This is a genomic window from Acinetobacter sp. NIPH 284, from assembly GCF_000369425.1.
Lineage (GTDB): Bacteria > Pseudomonadota > Gammaproteobacteria > Pseudomonadales > Moraxellaceae > Acinetobacter.
The window spans coordinates 523404-542287 of record NZ_KB850010.1 but is presented as its reverse complement, the minus strand read 5'-3'; the positions used below and the strand labels follow the sequence as shown (position 1 = coordinate 542287).

Below are 18884 nucleotides of genomic sequence, written 5' to 3'. Positions count from 1 at the left end.
GCTAAAGTAAATTATAGAAATTAATAAATGTCCAAATAAATCAAAAGAGATTTTGATTTGAGTTTATTAACTTCTGTGATTTATCACAGTTTACTACTCGCTGACGAGGCGGTAGTTAATCATTAACAGATTAGAATTTGAGTCTGAAATAAATTGTTCACTCATTCAATAACAAAGCAAGAGGAAGTAATTCTTTGAGCTGAGTTGTTAGAAATGAGAACTAGCAAAAACACTGAATCAAGCGTTTTGGTATATGAATTTAGATTGAAGCTGTACGGTGATTAAGTTCACGAAACAACAAGCTGTATGAGTAAATGAGAAATCATGAGCTCTGTTGCTACACCCACTTGTAGGTGTAACGACTGTTTGGGGTTGTATAGTCAAGTAATTAAGTGCATGTGGTGGATGCCTTGGCAGTCAGAGGCGATGAAAGACGTAATAGCCTGCGATAAGCTCCGGGGAGGCGGCAAATATCCTTTGATCCGGAGATTTCTGAATGGGGGAACCCACCCGCTATAAGGCGGGTATCATAAGCTGAATACATAGGCTTATGAAGCGAACGAGGGGAAGTGAAACATCTCAGTACCCTTAGGAAAAGAAATCAATTGAGATTCCCTTAGTAGCGGCGAGCGAACGGGGATCAGCCCATTAAGTTGTGTGTGTTCTAGTGGAACGCTCTGGGAAGTGCGAACGTAGAGGGTGATATTCCCGTACACGAAAGGGCACACATAATGATGACGAGTAGGGCGAGGCACGTGAAACCTTGTCTGAATATGGGGGGACCATCCTCCAAGGCTAAATACTCCTGACTGACCGATAGTGAACCAGTACCGTGAGGGAAAGGCGAAAAGAACCCCTGTGAGGGGAGTGAAATAGATCCTGAAACCGCATGCATACAAGCAGTGGGAGCCGACTTGTTCGGTGACTGCGTACCTTTTGTATAATGGGTCAGCGACTTACATTCAGTAGCAAGGTTAACCGTATAGGGGAGCCGTAGAGAAATCGAGTCTTAATAGGGCGTTTAGTTGCTGGGTGTAGACCCGAAACCAGGCGATCTATCCATGAGCAGGTTGAAGGTTGGGTAACACTAACTGGAGGACCGAACCCACTGTCGTTGAAAAGCCAGGGGATGACTTGTGGATAGGGGTGAAAGGCTAATCAAGCCTGGTGATAGCTGGTTCTCCCCGAAAGCTATTTAGGTAGCGCCTCGGACGAATACCATTGGGGGTAGAGCACTGTTTCGGCTAGGGGGTCATCCCGACTTACCAAACCGATGCAAACTCCGAATACCAATGAGTACTATCCGGGAGACAGACTGCGGGTGCTAACGTCCGTAGTCAAGAGGAAAACAATCCAGACCGCCAGCTAAGGCCCCAAAATCATAGTTAAGTGGGAAACGATGTGGGAAGGCATAGACAGCTAGGAGGTTGGCTTAGAAGCAGCCACCCTTTAAAGAAAGCGTAATAGCTCACTAGTCGAGTCGGCCTGCGCGGAAGATGTAACGGGGCTAAAACTATGTGCCGAAGCTGCGGATGTATATTTTATTTACGTGGTAGGGGAGCGTTCTGTAAGCCGATGAAGGTGTATTGAGAAGTATGCTGGAGGTATCAGAAGTGCGAATGCTGACGTGAGTAACGACAAAACGGGTGAAAAACCCGTTCGCTGAAAGACCAAGGGTTCCAGTCCAACGTTAATCGGGGCTGGGTGAGTCGACCCCTAAGGCGAGGCCGAGAGGCGTAGTCGATGGGAAATTGGTTAATATTCCAATACTTCTGTGTAATGCGATGAGAGGACGGAGAAGGTTAAGTCAGCCTGGCGTTGGTTGTCCAGGTGGAAGGTTGTAGGCATGTATCTTAGGCAAATCCGGGGTACTCTATGCTGAGAACTGATAGCAAGCTGTACTTGTACAGTGAAGTGGCTGATACCATGCTTCCAGGAAAAGTCTCTAAGCTTCAGTTACACAGGAATCGTACCCGAAACCGACACAGGTGGTCAGGTCGAGTAGACCAAAGCGCTTGAGAGAACTCTGCTGAAGGAACTAGGCAAAATGGTACCGTAACTTCGGGAGAAGGTACGCTGCTGACGGTGATGGGACTTGCTCCCTGAGCTATTGGCAGCCACAGAAACCAGGCCGCTGCAACTGTTTATTAAAAACATAGCACTCTGCAAACACGAAAGTGGACGTATAGGGTGTGATGCCTGCCCGGTGCTGGAAGGTTAATTGATGGGGTTAGCGTAAGCGAAGCTCTTGATCGAAGCCCCAGTAAACGGCGGCCGTAACTATAACGGTCCTAAGGTAGCGAAATTCCTTGTCGGGTAAGTTCCGACCTGCACGAATGGCATAATGATGGCGGCGCTGTCTCCAGCAGAGGCTCAGTGAAATCGAAATCGCTGTGAAGATGCAGTGTACCCGCGGCTAGACGGAAAGACCCCGTGAACCTTTACTGCAGCTTGACATTGAACTTTGACCTTACTTGTGTAGGATAGGTGGGAGGCTTTGAAGTTGGAACGCTAGTTCCAATGGAGCCGTCCTTGAAATACCACCCTGGTAATGTTGAGGTTCTAACTCTGCCCCGTAATCCGGGGCGAGGACCATGTCTGGTGGGTAGTTTGACTGGGGCGGTCTCCTCCTAAAGAGTAACGGAGGAGTACGAAGGTGCGCTCAGCGTGGTCGGAAATCACGCGTAGAGTATAAAGGCAAAAGCGCGCTTAACTGCGAGACCCACAAGTCGAGCAGGTACGAAAGTAGGTCTTAGTGATCCGGTGGTTCTGTATGGAAGGGCCATCGCTCAACGGATAAAAGGTACTCTGGGGATAACAGGCTGATACCGCCCAAGAGTTCATATCGACGGCGGTGTTTGGCACCTCGATGTCGGCTCATCTCATCCTGGGGCTGAAGCAGGTCCCAAGGGTATGGCTGTTCGCCATTTAAAGAGGTACGCGAGCTGGGTTTAGAACGTCGTGAGACAGTTCGGTCCCTATCTACCGTGGGCGCTGGAAATTTGAGAGGATCTGCTCCTAGTACGAGAGGACCAGAGTGGACGAACCTCTGGTGTACCGGTTGTGACGCCAGTCGCATCGCCGGGTAGCTATGTTCGGAAGGGATAACCGCTGAAAGCATCTAAGCGGGAAGCCTACCTCAAGATAAGATTTCCCTAGGAATTTATTCCTCTAAAGAGCCGTTCGAGACTAGGACGTTGATAGGTTGGGTGTGGAAGCACGGTGACGTGTGAAGCTGACCAATACTAATTGCTCGTGAGGCTTGACTATACAACACCCAAACAGTTGTTGTATTCAAGATAAATTCAATACATAACTTGATTTAGTGTGAAAACTAGTTAAAATGCTGAACACAAAGTTAGACTCAATATCTAATCCGTTAATAACTCTTTGGTTCGTAAGTAAGGCAGACATGAAGTGAAAACACAACATGATCAGTAAGACCCCAAAACACCACAACAGTTTGCTGGCGACAATAGCAAGAGTGAACCACCTGATCCCTTCCCGAACTCAGAAGTGAAACCTCTTAGCGCTGATGGTAGTGTGGCCTTTGCCATGTGAGAGTAAGTCATCGCCAGCTTTTAAATCTAAACACCCCTAACCTAACGGTTAGGGGTGTTTTTTATGCTATTGCTTCTATCTATTTGTGTTTCTTAATATTGAATAGCATTAAAAAAATACAGGGAAACAAAATCAAGAACCCAGTTTTGTTCGTGAATGGATATTGGATGATCCTGACGGTGGGCTATATGTAGCTTTTATTGCATCAGATAAAAAGGTCTGGACTACTTCTAGTCGTTATGCGCATTCATCTGCTTCAAGGAGTACGACTTGGTCTAGTTTTCTAGCAGAGGATTTAATTAAGCTTGTGCGAAGAACGATGGGACAGAACGTGCTTGAAGAAATGCTTGAGTGTCTTAAGCAGCAAAACATAAAATAATACTACGCTATTTGAATGTTTGTTAAATGAGAGGGATACAATCCCCATTTACAATAAATATTTGCACCTTTGTTATTTTTGAGCAGATTAATCAGTAGAAAAGAGCTTTGCTTATAGGCGTAAACATTGCTTTATGTTATAAATATTTTTATGGGCATGTTTTTTGCTTATTTAAAAAGGGAAGTCTTAGTATGAAATTATCTGTAGGGTTGAAAGTTGCGAATAGTTTATCGTTAACCCCTCAATTACAGCAGGCAATTCGCTTACTACAACTTTCTAGTTTGGAGTTGGAGCAAGAAATACAAATTCAATTAGATAGTAATCCGTTACTGGAAAAAATTGAAGAAAATAATACAACAGAAAGTTTATCTACTTCAGAGATCAGTGAGTCAGGAGATTTAACAACTGAACTTAATGCAGATCATTTACCAAATGACTTGCCTGTTGATACCGAATGGGATGATATTTATACACATCAATCAACTGCATTGGCGTCGCCAGAATATGAGGAACGAGAGGATAATCGTCAAGTTCAATTGAGTCTAAAAGAACATATCTTAGAGCAAGTGAATTTATTGCATTTTTCTACAGTAGATAAATTAATTGCCTATTGCATCGTTGATTCTTTAGATGATAAAGGGTTTTTAGATGCTGAATTAGATGATATTTTGCTTGCAGTTACTCGTTTATTACAGGAAATGGAGAGTGCTGATGAAGTTGAAGAAGATGAAATTATTGTTGTTTTAAAACATATTCAACGTTTAGATCCAATTGGAGTGGGTTCTCGAAATTTAGCAGAATGTTTAAAGATCCAATTAGAAGGCATAGATCAAAAAAAATCATACTTAGCTGAAGCAAAGTGTTTACTGAAGTATTATGAATTATTAATAGCAAATGATTTAAATAAACTATTAAAACAAACAGGTTTGTCTAAAGAGCAGTTGAAAGGTGCTGTTGATTTATTAAAAACATTAAAACCGTATCCAGGTTTAGAATTTAACCAACAAGAATCTGAATATCAAGTTCCTGATGTTGTGGTTTCCAAGAAAGATCAGCATTGGCAAGTGCAGCTTAATCCAGATGTTATGCCTAAATTAAGGATTAATTCTTTTTATTCAAATATGATTCGTCGTGCTGATCAGAGTGATGATAATGTTTATTTACGTAATCAAATGCTTGAGGCGAAAAATTTTATTAAAAGTATAGATGAACGGCATAAAACATTACTCAAAGTTTCAACTTGTATTGTGGAACATCAGCGAGCTTTTCTTGAACAAGGACCTGAGGCGATGAAGCCTTTAGTTCTCCGTGATGTTGCAGAGGAAGTTGAATTGCATGAGTCTACTGTCTCACGTGTAACAACCAATAAATATATGCTTACACCACGTGGTTTATTTGAATTGAAATACTTTTTTTCAAGCCATGTTGGAACAACGACAGGTGGTGAAGCATCTTCAACTGCGATTCGGGCAATGATTAAAAAATTAGTTTCGAATGAAAATCCGCGTAAGCCTTTGTCTGATAATGCAATTGCGGAAATGTTGAAAGATGAGGGGATTGAAGTAGCTCGACGTACAGTCGCAAAATATCGTGAATCGTTACATATTCCATCATCTTCAGAAAGAAAAGTCTTGATCTAAATTTCAAGGTGTGACTATTCTAGGGATTCATTATTACGGAATAATGAATCTTTTTAATAATCACTAAAGGAATCGCTAAAATGATTTAATGAATGTTGAATCTTAATATGCATTAAATTTGCTTAGGCGATTCTTTGTATCCTTAGAAAAGGTGAGGGATAGAATTATGCAAATAACGATTCGTGGACACCATTTAACTATTACGCCTGCTATTGAAGAAAATATAAAAATGAAATTTAGTCAAATGACTAAGCATCTAGATCAAGTGAATAGTATGCAAATCAAATTGGCTAAAGATCATCAAATTGATAGACGTTCTCATAAAGGGAGCTCAAATCATATTGCTGAGGCGATTATTCGCTTACCGGGGATTGAACTGTTTGCGCAGGCGACAGCAGATGATATGTATACTTCGATTAATAAATTAACAGAAAAACTAAAAAGACAGCTTGCAAAACATAGAAAAATACAGTGTTCTTATCAACATGAGCTGGCAATTTTAACTTAAGTTTTTTATCAAAAGAGGCTATTGTAACTAGCCTCTTTTTTTATCGATAAAAAAAGAAAAGGCTTACTGAATTATCTGAAAAAGTTATAGTAAAATGTATGGTTTGACGCCATGGTTGTATAAGAGGTCTAGTAATGAATAGTGAGCAGCTCACGCAAATTTTAAAAGAAGCTTTCCCTGAAGCAGAAGTAGCAGTGAGTGGCCAAGCTGGGAAATTCGACCTTCGAATTGTTGATGATCAGTTTGATGGCAAACGTACGATTACTCGTCAACAAGCCGTATATGCACCATTAAACTCTTATATCGCAAGTGGTGAAGTGCACGCAGTTACGATTCGTGCAATGACAAAAGACGAATGGCGTAAAGCAAGCCTTTTCGGAGCTTAAATATTAATGGATAAATTTTTAATTACGGGCGGTGTTAAGCTCGAGGGCGAAGTACGTATTTCTGGTGCTAAAAATGCGGCTCTGCCTTTACTTGCTGCAATGATTCTTGCAGATTCTCCGATTACTTTAACGAATGTACCTCATTTAAAAGATGTGAATACCTTAGTGAAGCTGATTGCTGGCTTAGGCGTTACAATGAGTTATGAAGGGGATACGGTTCGTGCGGATGCGTCAACATTAGATAATCAGTTTGCACCTTATGAACTTGTGAAAACTATGCGTGCATCAATTTTGGTACTCGGTCCACTATTGGCTCGCTATGGAAATGCTAAAGTTTCATTACCTGGTGGTTGTGCGATTGGTTCACGTCCTGTTGATCAGCATTTAAAAGCATTGGAAGCTTTAGGTGCGCAGATTGAAGTTGAAAATGGTTATGTTCATGCTTCTGTTGATGGTCGCTTAAAAGGTGGCGAAGTTATTTTTGATATGGTCACTGTTGGTGGCACTGAAAATATCTTGATGGCTGCTGTATTGGCTGATGGTGTGACGACAATTCGTAATGCTGCTCGTGAACCTGAAATTACTGACCTTGCACAAATGCTCATTAAAATGGGTGCTAAGATTGAAGGTCTCGACACAGATACATTAGTTGTAACTGGCGTTGAAAGTTTACATGGCTGTGAATATGCGGTTGTTGCTGATCGAATTGAAACTGGTTCATATTTAGCTGCTGCTGCAATTACAGGTGGTCGAGTTAAAACCACGCATACGGACCCAGCATTGTTAGAAGCAGTATTGGATAAGTTTGAAGAAATGGGTGCAGAAGTGACCCGTGGTGATAATTGGATTGAACTAGATATGCAAGGTAAACGTCCTAAAGCTGTGAGCTTTAGAACTTTACCTCATCCCGAATTTCCAACTGATATGCAAGCGCAGCTTATGGCGGTCAATGTGATTGGTCGTGGTTTTGCAACGATTTCAGAAACAATTTTTGAAAATCGTTTTATGCATGTTCCTGAATTGTCACGTATGGGCGCAAATATTCAAGTGGAAGGGCATGATGCAGTCGTAACTGGCGTAGATAAATTGCAAGCTGCTCCTGTAATGGCGACTGATTTACGTGCATCATTTTCTCTTGTTCTCGCTGCATTAGTCGCAGAAGGTGAGACTTTAGTTGATCGTATCTATCATATCGATCGTGGCTATGAACAAGTTGAAGAAAAGTTACAAAGTTTAGGTGCTCAGATTAAGCGAGTAAAAGGATGAATGACTTAAGAAACGATGATCCAAATTTTGATGTAATGGGTAATTTTGATCATGGTTTAACCTTAGCGCTCAGTAAAGGACGTATCCTAAAAGAGACATTACCTTTACTTGAGAATGCGGGTATTAATTTATTAGAAGATACTGATAAATCACGTAAATTAATTTTCCCAACCACACATAAAAAAGTACGTATTTTGATTCTTCGTGCTTCTGATGTACCGACGTATGTTGAGAACGGTGCAGCAGATTTTGGTGTAGCGGGTAAAGATGTGCTGATGGAACATGGCGCCCAACATGTTTATGAGTTACTTGATCTAAAAATTGCAAATTGTAAATTGATGACTGCTGGTAAAGTTGGCATGGAACGTCCGAAAGGCCGTTTAAAAATTGCAACCAAATACGTGAATCTTACTCGTCAATACTATGCAAGTTTAGGTGAACAAGTTGATGTGATCAAACTTTATGGATCGATGGAGCTTGCACCTTTGGTTGGGTTGGGTGATTACATCGTCGATGTGGTCGATACAGGTAATACTTTACGTGCCAATGGTTTAGAGCCATTAGAAGAAATTTGCAAAGTTTCTTCTCGTTTAATTGTCAATAAAGCGAGCTTTAAACGTAAACAAGCCGTGTTAAATCCAATTTTGACGCAACTTGAAGAAGCTGTGAAATTACGTTCAGTATGATTTTGTATGATGATTCAAAAAAACCGTTCTTTTGAACGGTTTTTTTATCGCTTAATTTTCTAATTAAGGGAAAGAATGTCTTACTTTCAAATGATGCTCGTTTAAAACAACAAGATGCGCCTGAAAATTTAAATGCTTCAGTTGTTGTGGAACGTCATGGTGCTTTGAATTGGCTAATACAGCATGATGGAGATTGGGATAATCCAAACTTAAATACATAAAATTTAAAATATTTAAACCTAAAAATGATTTTTTCTATTAAAGCAGGTGGAAATGCTGATGTTATCTTGCCCACAAGCGTGTTGAAAAAGAGTAAACTTAGCCTTCTCTTATTCGCCTTGTGGGTAAATTGATGCGACGTTTATCGACTCAGGATCAAAATTTTAAACAGGCATTTGCTGAACTTTTAGCATTTGAAACTGTGAATGATCCTCAATTAGTACAAACTGTAGACCAAATCATTGCTGATGTTCGTCAGTATGGTGATGATCATGTACTTAAATTAACACAACAGTTCGATCGACATCCAGCGCATCAATTCTCGGATTTGGAACTGACCCAAGCTCAACTTAAAACTGCATTTGAAGGCTTAAGCACAGAAATTCGTGAAGCCTTAGAATTGGCTGCAAAACGTATTCGTTCTTTCCATCAGGCACAAAAGCAGGAAGGTTGGACTTATGTTGATGATCTGGGTAATACCTTAGGTCAGAAAGTCACGCCACTTGATCGCGTCGGGATTTATGTTCCTGGTGGATTAGCATCTTATCCATCATCTGTACTTATGAATGCTTTACCAGCACATGTAGCAGGGGTTCCTGAAATTATCATGGTGGTTCCAGCGCCGAATGGTGAATTGAATCCATTGGTTTTAGCAGCTGCATATTTAGCAGGGGTAAGTCGTGTATTTACTATTGGCGGTGCTCAAGCCGTTGCAGCGTTAGCTTATGGAACGCAAACCATTCCAGCTGTCGATAAAATTACAGGACCGGGGAACCGTTTTGTAGCAGCAGCCAAACGTGCAGTCTTTGGTCAGGTGGGTATTGATATGATCGCGGGGCCTTCGGAAATTTTGGTGTATGCCGAAGGGGAAAATAATGCTGAATGGTTGGCTATGGATGTATTGTCTCAAGCTGAGCATGATACGGTTGCACAAGCCATTTTTATTACGCCAGATGAAGCACTTTTAAATGCTGTCGAAACAGCCATTGAAAAGCATTTAAGTGAATTGCCAAAAGCAGAAATTGCTCGAACTTCGATTCAAAATCGTGGTGCGTTGGTACTAGTAAAGGATCGTGCGGAAGCGATTAAACTGATTAATCAGGTTGCTCCAGAGCATTTAGAATTATGTCTTGATGATGCTGAATTAATGAGCCAAGAGATTCGTCATGCAGGTGCGATCTTTATGGGGCGTTATACGCCTGAAGCGATCGGTGATTATTGTGCAGGTCCAAATCATGTTTTACCGACTTCGGGTACAGCGCGTTTTTCTTCACCGCTCGGCGTTTATGATTTCCAAAAGCGTTCAAGTTTAATTATGTGCTCGCAAGAGGGCGTTAAAACTTTGGCTAAAACAGCAGATGTGTTGGCAGTTGAAGAAAATCTTGATGCCCATGCACGCTCGGCACGCTATCGTTATCAATAACCGATTCGAAGAATAGATAGGGGCTGATAGAAGCCCCTTTTTTGAGATATATGAGAGTAGAACAATGACGTTTACAACTGAACAAATGCGTTTTTGGAGTCCAGAAGTTCGTGAACTTGAGCCATATGTACCAGGTGAGCAGCCTAAGATTCAGAACTTACTAAAACTTAATACCAATGAAAACCCATATCCACCATCACCTAAAGTTGTGGAAGCTGTTCAAGCAGTTTTAACTCACCAAGCCGATGCTTTGCGCTTGTATCCAGATCCAGATGCGACCGCTTTAAAGCAGGCAATTGCTAAACAGCAGCATGTTGATGTTGCTCAAGTCTTTGTCGGTAATGGTTCGGATGAAGTTTTAGCGCATATTTTTAAGGCTTTTTTTATTCAGAAAGAGCCAATTCTCTACCCAGATATTACCTATAGTTTTTATCCTGTTTATAGCCAGTTTTTTGGAACTCAGACCAAGCAGATTCCATTGAATGAAAAATTCGAAATTGATGTGTCGGATTATGAACAGGAAAATGGCGGTATTATCATTACTAATCCAAATGCGCCAACCAGCATTGCATTAGGATTAGCACAGATTGAGCAAGTACTTAAAACAAATCCTGATCGAGTCGTGGTGATTGATGAAGCCTATGTCGATTTTGGTGCAGAGTCAGCGGTACAATTGGTCAATCGTTACGAAAATTTAGTCGTTTGCCAAACGACATCTAAGTCTCGTTCATTGGCGGGATTACGTGTCGGCTTTGCGATTGCACAAGCGCATTTGATTGCAGCACTTGAAGCTGTAAAGAATAGCTTTAATTCATACCCAATCGATCGTTTTGCGATTGCCGCAGCGGTAGCCTCATTTGAAGATCAAGCTTATTTTGAAGCGCAATGTGCCAAAGTGATTGAGAGTCGAGAAAAATTAGTTGGTGATCTCGTGGCTTTAGGTTTTGATGTATTGCCATCGAAAGCCAATTTTATCTTTGTCACGCATCCTCAATACGATGCTGCTCAACTGGCTCAACAATTACGTGAGCATGGTATTATTGTGCGTTATTTCAATAAACCAAGAATTAATCAATTTTTACGTATCACAATTGGTACCGATGAACAAAACCAGCGTCTAGTCGATACACTTAAAAATCAAATTTTATGATTATATAAAATTTAGTTCTCAGATTTTTGCCATGTATTGAGCAAATCAAGCATGGCAGAAATTTTATCAAAGCATTCTTGGTACTCGGCTTCAGCATCAGAAGCAACCGTAATGCCGCCACCTGCCCACATCGATAATTGATCCTGATATTTTTGAATACTGCGGATTAAGATATTCCAGCAACCTGTTCCATCAAAATTAAAATAACCCAAACTTCCACAATATGCGCCACGTGGAGCACCTTCTAATTCATTAATAATTTGCATAGCGCGAATTTTGGGTGCCCCTGTAATTGAACCACCCGGAAGGGCGGACAATAACATCTGCATGGGGTTTACTTCTTTTTTTAAGGTTGCAGTGATTTCACTGACCATATGATGGACTTGGTTGAAGCTTTCAATTTCGAAAAGTTTTGTCGTTTCTACAGATCCTGTTTCTGCATAAACACTTAAATCATTCCGAAGTAAATCAACAATCATCACATTTTCGGCCTGATCTTTTTCAGAGCGGCTGAGCTGATCTTTAGATTGTTGGTCTTGCTCGGCATCATCAAAACGAGGCATTGTACCTTTAATTGGTCGTGTTTTAATTTTTCGATTGGTTTGAAACTCGACAAACAATTCTGGAGAACAGCTGAGTAACTCAAAATCATGTATCTTGAGATAGGCAGCATAAGGTGCATGGGTGAGCGCCCATAAATCCTGTGCTCGATCTAATAATGAGCCTTCTGTTTTTGCAATAAACTCTTGAGTTAAATTAATCTGGTAGCATTCACCAGCTTTGATATATTCCTGCACTTGATTAAATGCATGTAGGTATTGTTGCTTAGACCAGCGCGGATAGCATTTTTCTAATAATGAGAAAGGTGTTTTTTGAATATTGATTGATTGATTGATTAGATTTAGGACATTTTGATAAATACTTTCAGCTTCATTTTCATCACTATAAAAATACCAAGCATCATCCTGGAACTTTAAAAAAGTCGAATATAGACCTAAGAAAAAACTGGGTTGATTTCGTGAAACCATGTTTATAAATTGATTTGCACTATAGTCATAACTAAAAAAGCCAATATATCCACCACCAAAAGTAGTTTTCATTGAACTTTGTGAATGGGATTGAAAATTTAAAAAATCGCTAATAGGTAAGGTTGCTTGTACATTCTTATATTTATTAAATTGAGTTTTACAAAATTTTTTGAGTTTTGACTGTTCTAATACTAAAAATTCTTGAGGCAAAAAACCAATTGTCGGAGTGTGATTGTCATATAAATAAACTAAACCAGTGAGTTCATTCAGTTGTATAAGAAGGTCAAATGCAGAGGTGAGTTGCGTGTCAAGTTTTTGCTGAAAATGAGACATATAACAAAAATACATTCATATACATTTGGAAAATATAATTGTACTACAATCATCTAAACTCTACTGATATTTATCCTGTAGATAAAAGTTGAAAAATATTTCTGAAATGTATTGTGATTCTGTCTACTGAAATTGTAGAACAAGTTGCAATTTTCATGAATTGGTTTAAGAAAGCGCAATTGTTTACATTTTGCAGTGATTTGGGCGGATGATAAAAGGTTTAAATAGGATATTTGACTATGATTTTCTAAAAATGCTGATTAAAAAACTATAGTGCTTTCCATATGTTAGAGCATATAAATTAAAGTGGTGCACGAAAAAAGTATTATGCCGTTTGTCGGGTTATTTATAAAAAACGATTAACAGTAGTTGAACATAAAATAACAAACCTGTAATTTAGTACTTGCTAAACGAACTACTCAAGGATTGGAAGTTCAAGTTGTCATTAAGAAAAAAACGACCGTGGACAGTTTAGAGTAGTGAAAGTCAAAAAATAAATGCTCTTGGGAGAGTGCTCAATGAAAATGTTTACTAAACTAGCTTTAGTTTCTTCAATGGCAATTAGCGCAAACGCTATGGCTATGCAGTCAATGGATGATGCTGCACTAAGCGCTGCAACAGGTCAAGACGGTATCAATATTGGTATTGGTATTTCAAAAATTGAAATTGATAAAGTTTTAATCCACGATAATAATGGTTTGGATTCATTATTAAATGGCGGTAGCGCTGGTACTGTCTTTGCTGACCAAGCAGCGGTAGACGCTTATAACTCAGCTAACGGCACGACTCTTACTCTTGCTGATATTAACCCTACTACAGTAGTTGCAGGTAGCTTGGGTGGTACAGGAAATGCAGGTGCAATCGTTATTAAAGGAAATGGTACAGGTAAAACTGCAACAAAGGGTATCGTAATCGAAGCGCCTGTAAATGCTGCGGGTAATGCTTACGATACTAGTCGTAAACTCGCTTCTGGTCTTTTGGCTGAACTTGTAATCGATACAGATGCAGGTAATGGTACTGATAATGGTGGTAACTCTGCATTCCTTAACGTAGCTGCTAAAGTATCTGGTTTAGATATCTATATCGGTGAAATTGGTGTGTCTGCTTCAAATGCTTCAGTTGTGGGTGATGTTCGACGCGGCAATAATTCTGCTAACTATAATGCAATCTTATCAGGTTTAACTTTAAAAACTGGTAAAATGGATGCAAATATTCAGCTAGGTGCTGCTCCACAAGGTGCAATGATTGTATTGAATACTACAATGTCAGGTGGTCTTGAAATTTCAAACCTTGGTATTTTAGATAATTCAACCAAAGGGAAAACTGTTGCAATCGTAAGTGGTACTCCAGTTAATACAACAGCTGCTGGTGAAATCAATCTAGGTAGTATCAAAATTAAAGATGCTAATTCTGGTACGACTGGTGGCTTAACTATGAACGCAAAAGTAAATGTATTTGGTAAGAGCTTGGTAAATAACGGCTTCTTACGCATTACAACAGGTTCTGGTACAACTTACGGTCAAGCTTTGAAAGCTGGTGATAGCCAAGATATGTACATCTCTACTGTTAAGTTAGGTAGTAAAGATGCTGGTTCAATTGGTGATGTTGAAATCCAAGGCATGACAACTTACTATAACAATGGTGCTGGTTTCAGCGCTACCAATGCGAACGAACGCGCTGGTGCTATGATCACAATCTCTGGTCACTAATTTAGTTGCCAAGCAAAAAAAGCGCATTATGCGCTTTTTTTGTTTTTACACTAAGGCTTTTTTACTGATAGGGGGGATTTAATTAATATAAAATTCAGATGAAAATGTTATGCAATAGGAAGTAAAAAAGAATTAAATAAAGAATATTGTTTCTATATTGTAATGTTTATCATATTAAACTATAAAAATGAGTCTAAAGTATAAAAAAAGACAACATTTCGTCAAAAAAAACTAAAAAAAAGCTGTTTTTTTTTATAAAAAAAGGTATCTTCAACAAACAAGGATGGGGTGTTTACGAACACTAACAATAAAACGAATAAGGCAAGTTGTGCCATGGTTAGAAAAAGAGACTTATGTTAGAGATCGCTTTAGGCTCAGCATTGATGTATTACTTTACAACGCAAGCCTTCGAAATAGAAAAAAAGCCAGAGGGGACTGTGTATTACACAGAAACGTTAGATTCTCGTAACCCTTCATTTACTCGCAACCATCGTGAGACGGTCACAATTAAACCCGCTATAGAAGACCAGTTTCGGGGGATTGTTCGTCAGGCCTATGACTACAGTTGTGGATCAGCCGCATTAACGACACTTCTAAACGGTTATGGTGGTTTGCGTCTGACCGAACAGCAAACCATGAGTGGTTTATTGCAATATGGGGAATATCAGCGAATTATTGAACGCCGTAGTTTTTCATTACTGGACATGAAACGTTTTGTCTCTGCATTGGGGATAAATAGTGGTGGTTATCGTGGAGAGTTCTCTGACTTAACTTCATTGAAGCAGCCAGCAATTGTTCCTATTACCTATGCTGGCTTTAAACATTTTGTTGTGTATAAAGCATATAAGAATGGGCGAGTGTATGTTGCAGATCCATCATTAGGCAATATTAGTTTTGATGAAATTCGCTTTAAACAAATTTGGGATAATAATACGCTTTTTATCGTTGATATTCCTGAGCAATACCGTAAAAACCTATTAGCGCTGCAAGACTCGGATATGCGCCATGTAGAAGATGCAACTGTTAATAAATACGCGCTTGCGGAAATTCAGTTTCCGACACAAAAGTTTGAACGTATGGCTGATAAGGCATCAACGATGCGTAAAGTATTAGATGCAGATCCGACCTCTGCTACTTACAATCAACCAATTACGACTTTTATGCGCTTATATTACAAGCGGAAGTAATTTAGAAATCATTAAAATTAATGTATTAATAGGATGTAACGCAAAATGAAAAGTCCATGGATGAACATCAGTGTGTTGGCATTAAGTATGAGTGCAGTAACAACAACACTTTATGCTGAAGAACAGAAATCAACGGAAGTTCAGACCGAACAAACAACGCAAGTAGATCAAGCTACAGATGCAGTGAAAGATGAGTCCAATGTAAAAGCTGGTGATAGTCAAGCAACACAAGCAGCAAATGCGTTACAAAAGCAAGAAGGTGATGCGACTAAAGAAACAAATTTACAAGAAGTATTTACATCTAACGAACGTCAATATTCATTGATAAAAAAAGGTGTTATTTCTTCTTATTATGACATTGATTACACATACTATCGAGATAGTAGACTAGATCTTGCTACGGGCGATAGTACAAGTGCTTTACAACGCTTACGTGTTGAAGAAGATGCAAACCATACACTTACAAATACATTTACTACCCAATATGGTTTACTTGATAACTTGACCTTATCAGCATCTATTCCTCTCATAGCAAAAAAAGATTTATTGCAACAAAAGACTGCTGCGGGTTTGGGTGATGTTTCTTTTGGTGCTCGTTGGGAGCCATTTCCATTAAAGCAAGGTCGTCTCCCATTAGTACTTTTTGGTAGTTTATCAACGAAAACTGGTGATAGTCCTTATGAAATTGGTATTGATGAATTATCTACAGGTAAAGGATATTACTCGGTCGGTTTTGGAGCAAGTACGCGTAAATATATTGACCCTGTTGTGCTTTTTAGCTCAGTATCGGCGAGCTATGGTCTGAAAGAATCTGGACTTAACCAATTACGCGGAAGCAGAGTGTTGGATAGTTTCGATCCAGGTTTAAGTGGTGGGTTTTCATTCGGATTTGCATATTCGTTTAACTACGACGTATCACTCACAATGTCCTATCAGCAAAGTTTTAACACTGGGGCAAAATTTTACTTCAAGAATGATGAAAGCTATCAATCGGCCGATCAAAGTAGTGCCATGTTGTCATTTGCGTTGGGCGTAAGGGTATCACCAGAGACAATTGTAAATGGCACCGTTGCTATTGGGTTAACGGAAGATGCGCCAGATGTGTCCTTGGGCTTGTCATTCCCACTCGATATTATAGGTTTCGGCAAAAAAGTTCGTTAAGGAGATGTAATGGTGAAATACCTAAAATTATGTCCTTTAACGGCAGCAATTTTTTTAGCTAGCTTATCTAATATTGCTAACGCACAATTAGGACAGGACTTATCTGTAGATTTACGTTCATTATCCTTAGGAAATGCAGTTACTGCTGATCCACCAGGGATTAGTGCGGTACATTTTAATCCAGCAGCATTAGCTAAGATTGATGGGTTGCAAACTGATGTGCAAGGTATTTTAGCTAACTTTGCTATTCAACGTGAGTATTCAGCTCCTGCTGGTTATAATGTTTTTGGTTATTCCGATGATCCATTGGTCTGTAATGATGGACCAGAGGTTAGAACTGGAATATGTACCGATTTTAAAGGAACAGTTCACGGGGACGTTGAATACGCAAGTATTTATGTACCGATTCTTAAAAAAATCGTAGATTTAGGACCTAATGCTCCATTAGCTGCACCAACTGCAGCGATTGCTTATAAGCCACCTGGTTCCAAAGTAACCTATGCGACAGCTATGTACGCACCATTAGTTGCAGGTTTTGGCGCAGAAGATGGTAATCCAAGTAATTATATGGGCCAACAAGTTGCATTAGAGCGTATTACCTATTTATCGCCCTCTTTTGGCTATCAAGTGAATGATCATTTATCAGTTGGTGCATCATTTGGTATGTCTTACCAAGCGATCGCACTTAAAACGGATTTACGCTTTCCAAATGAAATGATTGGTGTATTGCGAATGGTAGATGAAGTGGTATGTACTCCATTTAAGGATAATGGGGATATTATCACCGATTTACTATTATTTGGTATTTGTAACGCCAAAGAAGGTATGAACCCGTTTAGTAAAGTGGGGGCAATGGATGTATCTTTAGAGCAATCATTAAGTCCAAGTTATAATTTGGGCGTATTATGGGAGCCAACCGATGATTTTAGTTTTGGTATGGTTTATCAAAGTGAAGCTAAAATGCGATTGCGAGGTAAATATTTAATTAATAATGCGACAGCTCCGCAACAACTCATAGCTGGTTTAAATTCGTCAGCGACTGGTCAAATTCTTGCGGCAATTCTTGGCTTCCCTGGGTATATTCCTAATGTGGAATCTGGTTTAGTAGCTATGGATTTTAAATATCCACAACATTTTAAAGCGGGTATAAAATATAAAATATTTCCCGACTTGCAAATGAACTTTGATCTTGGTTGGACCGACTTCGCTGCATGGGATAAGTTTAAGTTTGAATTTGATCGACAAATATCATTATTAAAGGTTGCTAAACTTTTGTCTGCTGAAGTGACGGATCGTTCTTTAGCCTTACCTTTAAAGTTCCAATCATCTTGGCGTTGGGGAATTGGTTTTGAATATTCTGCAACTGATCGATTGAAGTTACGCATGGGGTATGAGCCTCGCACGAGTTCGATTCCGGATGACAAGCGCAATACGATGGTACCTATTAATAATGCTCAATTATTTGGTTTAGGTGCTGGTTATCGATTTGATCAAGATACAGATTTGGATCTTTCAATTGGCTTCTTACGAAGTCGTGATGATATTCCTGCAGATACTAGTAGTCTTGCAAATAAAACAGGGGTTGATAATATTTTATTAAACCCGTATGCAGGCCTGGATATTAAAACCAATACTAAGGTAACTTTGCTTGGTATCAGCTATAGAACAAAATGGTAATGTTAACGACTATGATAATAAAACAATCTAAGCTTGCAATATCTGTAATTTTTACTGTTATTGCAAGTACTTCGGTTGTATATGCAGATGGTTTTTATACAATTATTGGCCCTGATGGAAGACCAATGATTATTCCTAAAAAACCAACAGAAAATGAGAATAGAACAGATGAGGTTATACGTTCTAATGATGTTGATTCTCCAGCAGCATCAGAAAAAAATCTACCTGTTAGAAATAATGTTAAATTAAATTTACCAACAATATCAATGTCTAAGCAAGATGCTGTTAAGAATGCAGTTAAAATGCAATCATCTTCAGAATCAAAATTAGCTTCTGACGCAGAAGTAGTCCATCAACCAAAATCTCAAAATTTTATAAATACTTCAAAAGAAATAATTGATGCAAATACGAATAAAAAGATAACACCAAAATTAAATGTTGCTAGTAAAAGTCTAACTACTATTGAGGCAGAATCATCTGCTTCATCTGCTTCATCTGCTTCATCTGCTTCATCTGCTTCATCTGCTTCATCTGCTTCATCTGCTTCATCTGCTTCATCTGCTTCATCTGC

12 protein-coding genes, 2 rRNA genes and 2 pseudogenes are annotated in these 18884 nt (G+C 39.3%); 15 read left to right on the top strand and 1 reads right to left on the bottom strand.

Going from position 1 to position 18884, the window contains the following annotated elements:
• Positions 1-378 precede the first annotated feature (378 nt).
• From F908_RS05695 to hisC, 10 genes and pseudogenes are all read left to right on the top strand, one after another.
• Positions 379-3270 (top strand): 23S ribosomal RNA (locus F908_RS05695).
• 195 nt (positions 3271-3465) lie between these two features.
• Positions 3466-3580 (top strand): 5S ribosomal RNA (gene rrf, locus F908_RS05690).
• Positions 3581-4131: 551 nt separating this feature from the next.
• Positions 4132-5580: an RNA polymerase factor sigma-54 gene (locus F908_RS05685; RefSeq protein WP_005158801.1), complete on the top strand. Its 1449-nt coding sequence runs from the start codon at positions 4132-4134 to the stop codon at positions 5578-5580.
• 166 nt (positions 5581-5746) lie between these two features.
• Positions 5747-6088, top strand: coding sequence for a ribosome hibernation-promoting factor, HPF/YfiA family (gene hpf, locus F908_RS05680; RefSeq protein WP_005158799.1), 342 nt, complete (start codon positions 5747-5749; stop codon positions 6086-6088).
• Between the two features lie 134 nt (positions 6089-6222).
• Positions 6223-6474: a BolA family iron metabolism protein IbaG gene (ibaG, locus tag F908_RS05675; protein WP_004663844.1), complete on the top strand. Its 252-nt coding sequence runs from the start codon at positions 6223-6225 to the stop codon at positions 6472-6474.
• A 6-nt stretch (positions 6475-6480) separates the two neighbouring features.
• Positions 6481-7740 carry a UDP-N-acetylglucosamine 1-carboxyvinyltransferase gene (gene murA / locus F908_RS05670; protein ID WP_005158797.1) on the top strand — a complete coding sequence of 420 codons (1260 nt, stop codon included), beginning with the start codon at positions 6481-6483 and terminating at the stop codon, positions 7738-7740.
• Entirely contained in the window at positions 7737-8426 is a 690-nt protein-coding gene (gene hisG, locus F908_RS05665; protein ID WP_005158795.1) for an ATP phosphoribosyltransferase, read from the top strand. Before murA ends, hisG begins: the two co-directional genes overlap by 4 nt.
• A gap of 92 nt (positions 8427-8518) precedes the next feature.
• Positions 8519-8647 (top strand): annotated as a pseudogene (locus F908_RS15445) (DUF4272 domain-containing protein); the annotation flags it as partial.
• A 131-nt stretch (positions 8648-8778) separates the two neighbouring features.
• Complete coding sequence (gene hisD, locus F908_RS05660; protein ID WP_005158794.1) at positions 8779-10068, top strand: histidinol dehydrogenase; 1290 nt, start codon at positions 8779-8781, stop codon at positions 10066-10068.
• A gap of 64 nt (positions 10069-10132) precedes the next feature.
• Positions 10133-11218: a histidinol-phosphate transaminase gene (gene hisC, locus F908_RS05655; RefSeq protein WP_005158792.1), complete on the top strand. Its 1086-nt coding sequence runs from the start codon at positions 10133-10135 to the stop codon at positions 11216-11218.
• Between the two features lie 11 nt (positions 11219-11229).
• On the opposite strand, the gene F908_RS05650 is transcribed toward hisC, so the two are convergent.
• Entirely contained in the window at positions 11230-12579 is a 1350-nt protein-coding gene (locus F908_RS05650; RefSeq protein WP_005158770.1) for an anthranilate synthase component I family protein, read from the bottom strand.
• A 518-nt stretch (positions 12580-13097) separates the two neighbouring features.
• On the opposite strand from F908_RS05650, the gene F908_RS05645 reads away from it, so the two are divergent.
• From F908_RS05645 to F908_RS16235, 5 genes and pseudogenes are all read left to right on the top strand, one after another.
• Positions 13098-14288, top strand: a complete 1191-nt coding sequence (locus F908_RS05645; protein WP_005158768.1) for a putative pilus system protein FilA — start codon at positions 13098-13100, stop codon at positions 14286-14288.
• Positions 14289-14641: 353 nt separating this feature from the next.
• Complete coding sequence (locus F908_RS05640) at positions 14642-15475, top strand: putative pilus system C39 family peptidase FilB (RefSeq protein WP_005158762.1); 834 nt, start codon at positions 14642-14644, stop codon at positions 15473-15475.
• Between the two features lie 45 nt (positions 15476-15520).
• Positions 15521-16636, top strand: a complete 1116-nt coding sequence (locus tag F908_RS05635; RefSeq protein WP_005158759.1) for a putative pilus system protein FilC — start codon at positions 15521-15523, stop codon at positions 16634-16636.
• A 12-nt stretch (positions 16637-16648) separates the two neighbouring features.
• The gene (locus F908_RS05630) at positions 16649-18313 is read left to right on the top strand and encodes a putative pilus system OmpP1/FadL family transporter FilD (protein ID WP_171063550.1); all 1665 of its coding nucleotides are present in this window, start codon (positions 16649-16651) and stop codon (positions 18311-18313) included.
• Between the two features lie 11 nt (positions 18314-18324).
• Positions 18325-18884: pseudogene (locus F908_RS16235) on the top strand (flagellar protein FilE); the annotation flags it as partial.

What these genes read in the sequence shown, in the direction of transcription:
- F908_RS05685 (WP_005158801.1), top strand. Translation starts at nt 4,132, where the DNA reads ATGAAATTATCTGTAGGGTTGAAAGTTGCGAATAGTTTATCGTTAACC.
- hpf (WP_005158799.1), top strand. Translation starts at nt 5,747, where the DNA reads ATGCAAATAACGATTCGTGGACACCATTTAACTATTACGCCTGCTATT.
- ibaG (WP_004663844.1), top strand. Translation starts at nt 6,223, where the DNA reads ATGAATAGTGAGCAGCTCACGCAAATTTTAAAAGAAGCTTTCCCTGAA.
- murA (WP_005158797.1), top strand. Translation starts at nt 6,481, where the DNA reads ATGGATAAATTTTTAATTACGGGCGGTGTTAAGCTCGAGGGCGAAGTA.
- hisG (WP_005158795.1), top strand. Translation starts at nt 7,737, where the DNA reads ATGAATGACTTAAGAAACGATGATCCAAATTTTGATGTAATGGGTAAT.
- hisD (WP_005158794.1), top strand. Translation starts at nt 8,779, where the DNA reads ATGCGACGTTTATCGACTCAGGATCAAAATTTTAAACAGGCATTTGCT.
- hisC (WP_005158792.1), top strand. Translation starts at nt 10,133, where the DNA reads ATGACGTTTACAACTGAACAAATGCGTTTTTGGAGTCCAGAAGTTCGT.
- F908_RS05650 (WP_005158770.1), bottom strand. Translation starts at nt 12,579, where the DNA reads ATGTCTCATTTTCAGCAAAAACTTGACACGCAACTCACCTCTGCATTT.
- F908_RS05645 (WP_005158768.1), top strand. Translation starts at nt 13,098, where the DNA reads ATGAAAATGTTTACTAAACTAGCTTTAGTTTCTTCAATGGCAATTAGC.
- F908_RS05640 (WP_005158762.1), top strand. Translation starts at nt 14,642, where the DNA reads ATGTTAGAGATCGCTTTAGGCTCAGCATTGATGTATTACTTTACAACG.
- F908_RS05635 (WP_005158759.1), top strand. Translation starts at nt 15,521, where the DNA reads ATGAAAAGTCCATGGATGAACATCAGTGTGTTGGCATTAAGTATGAGT.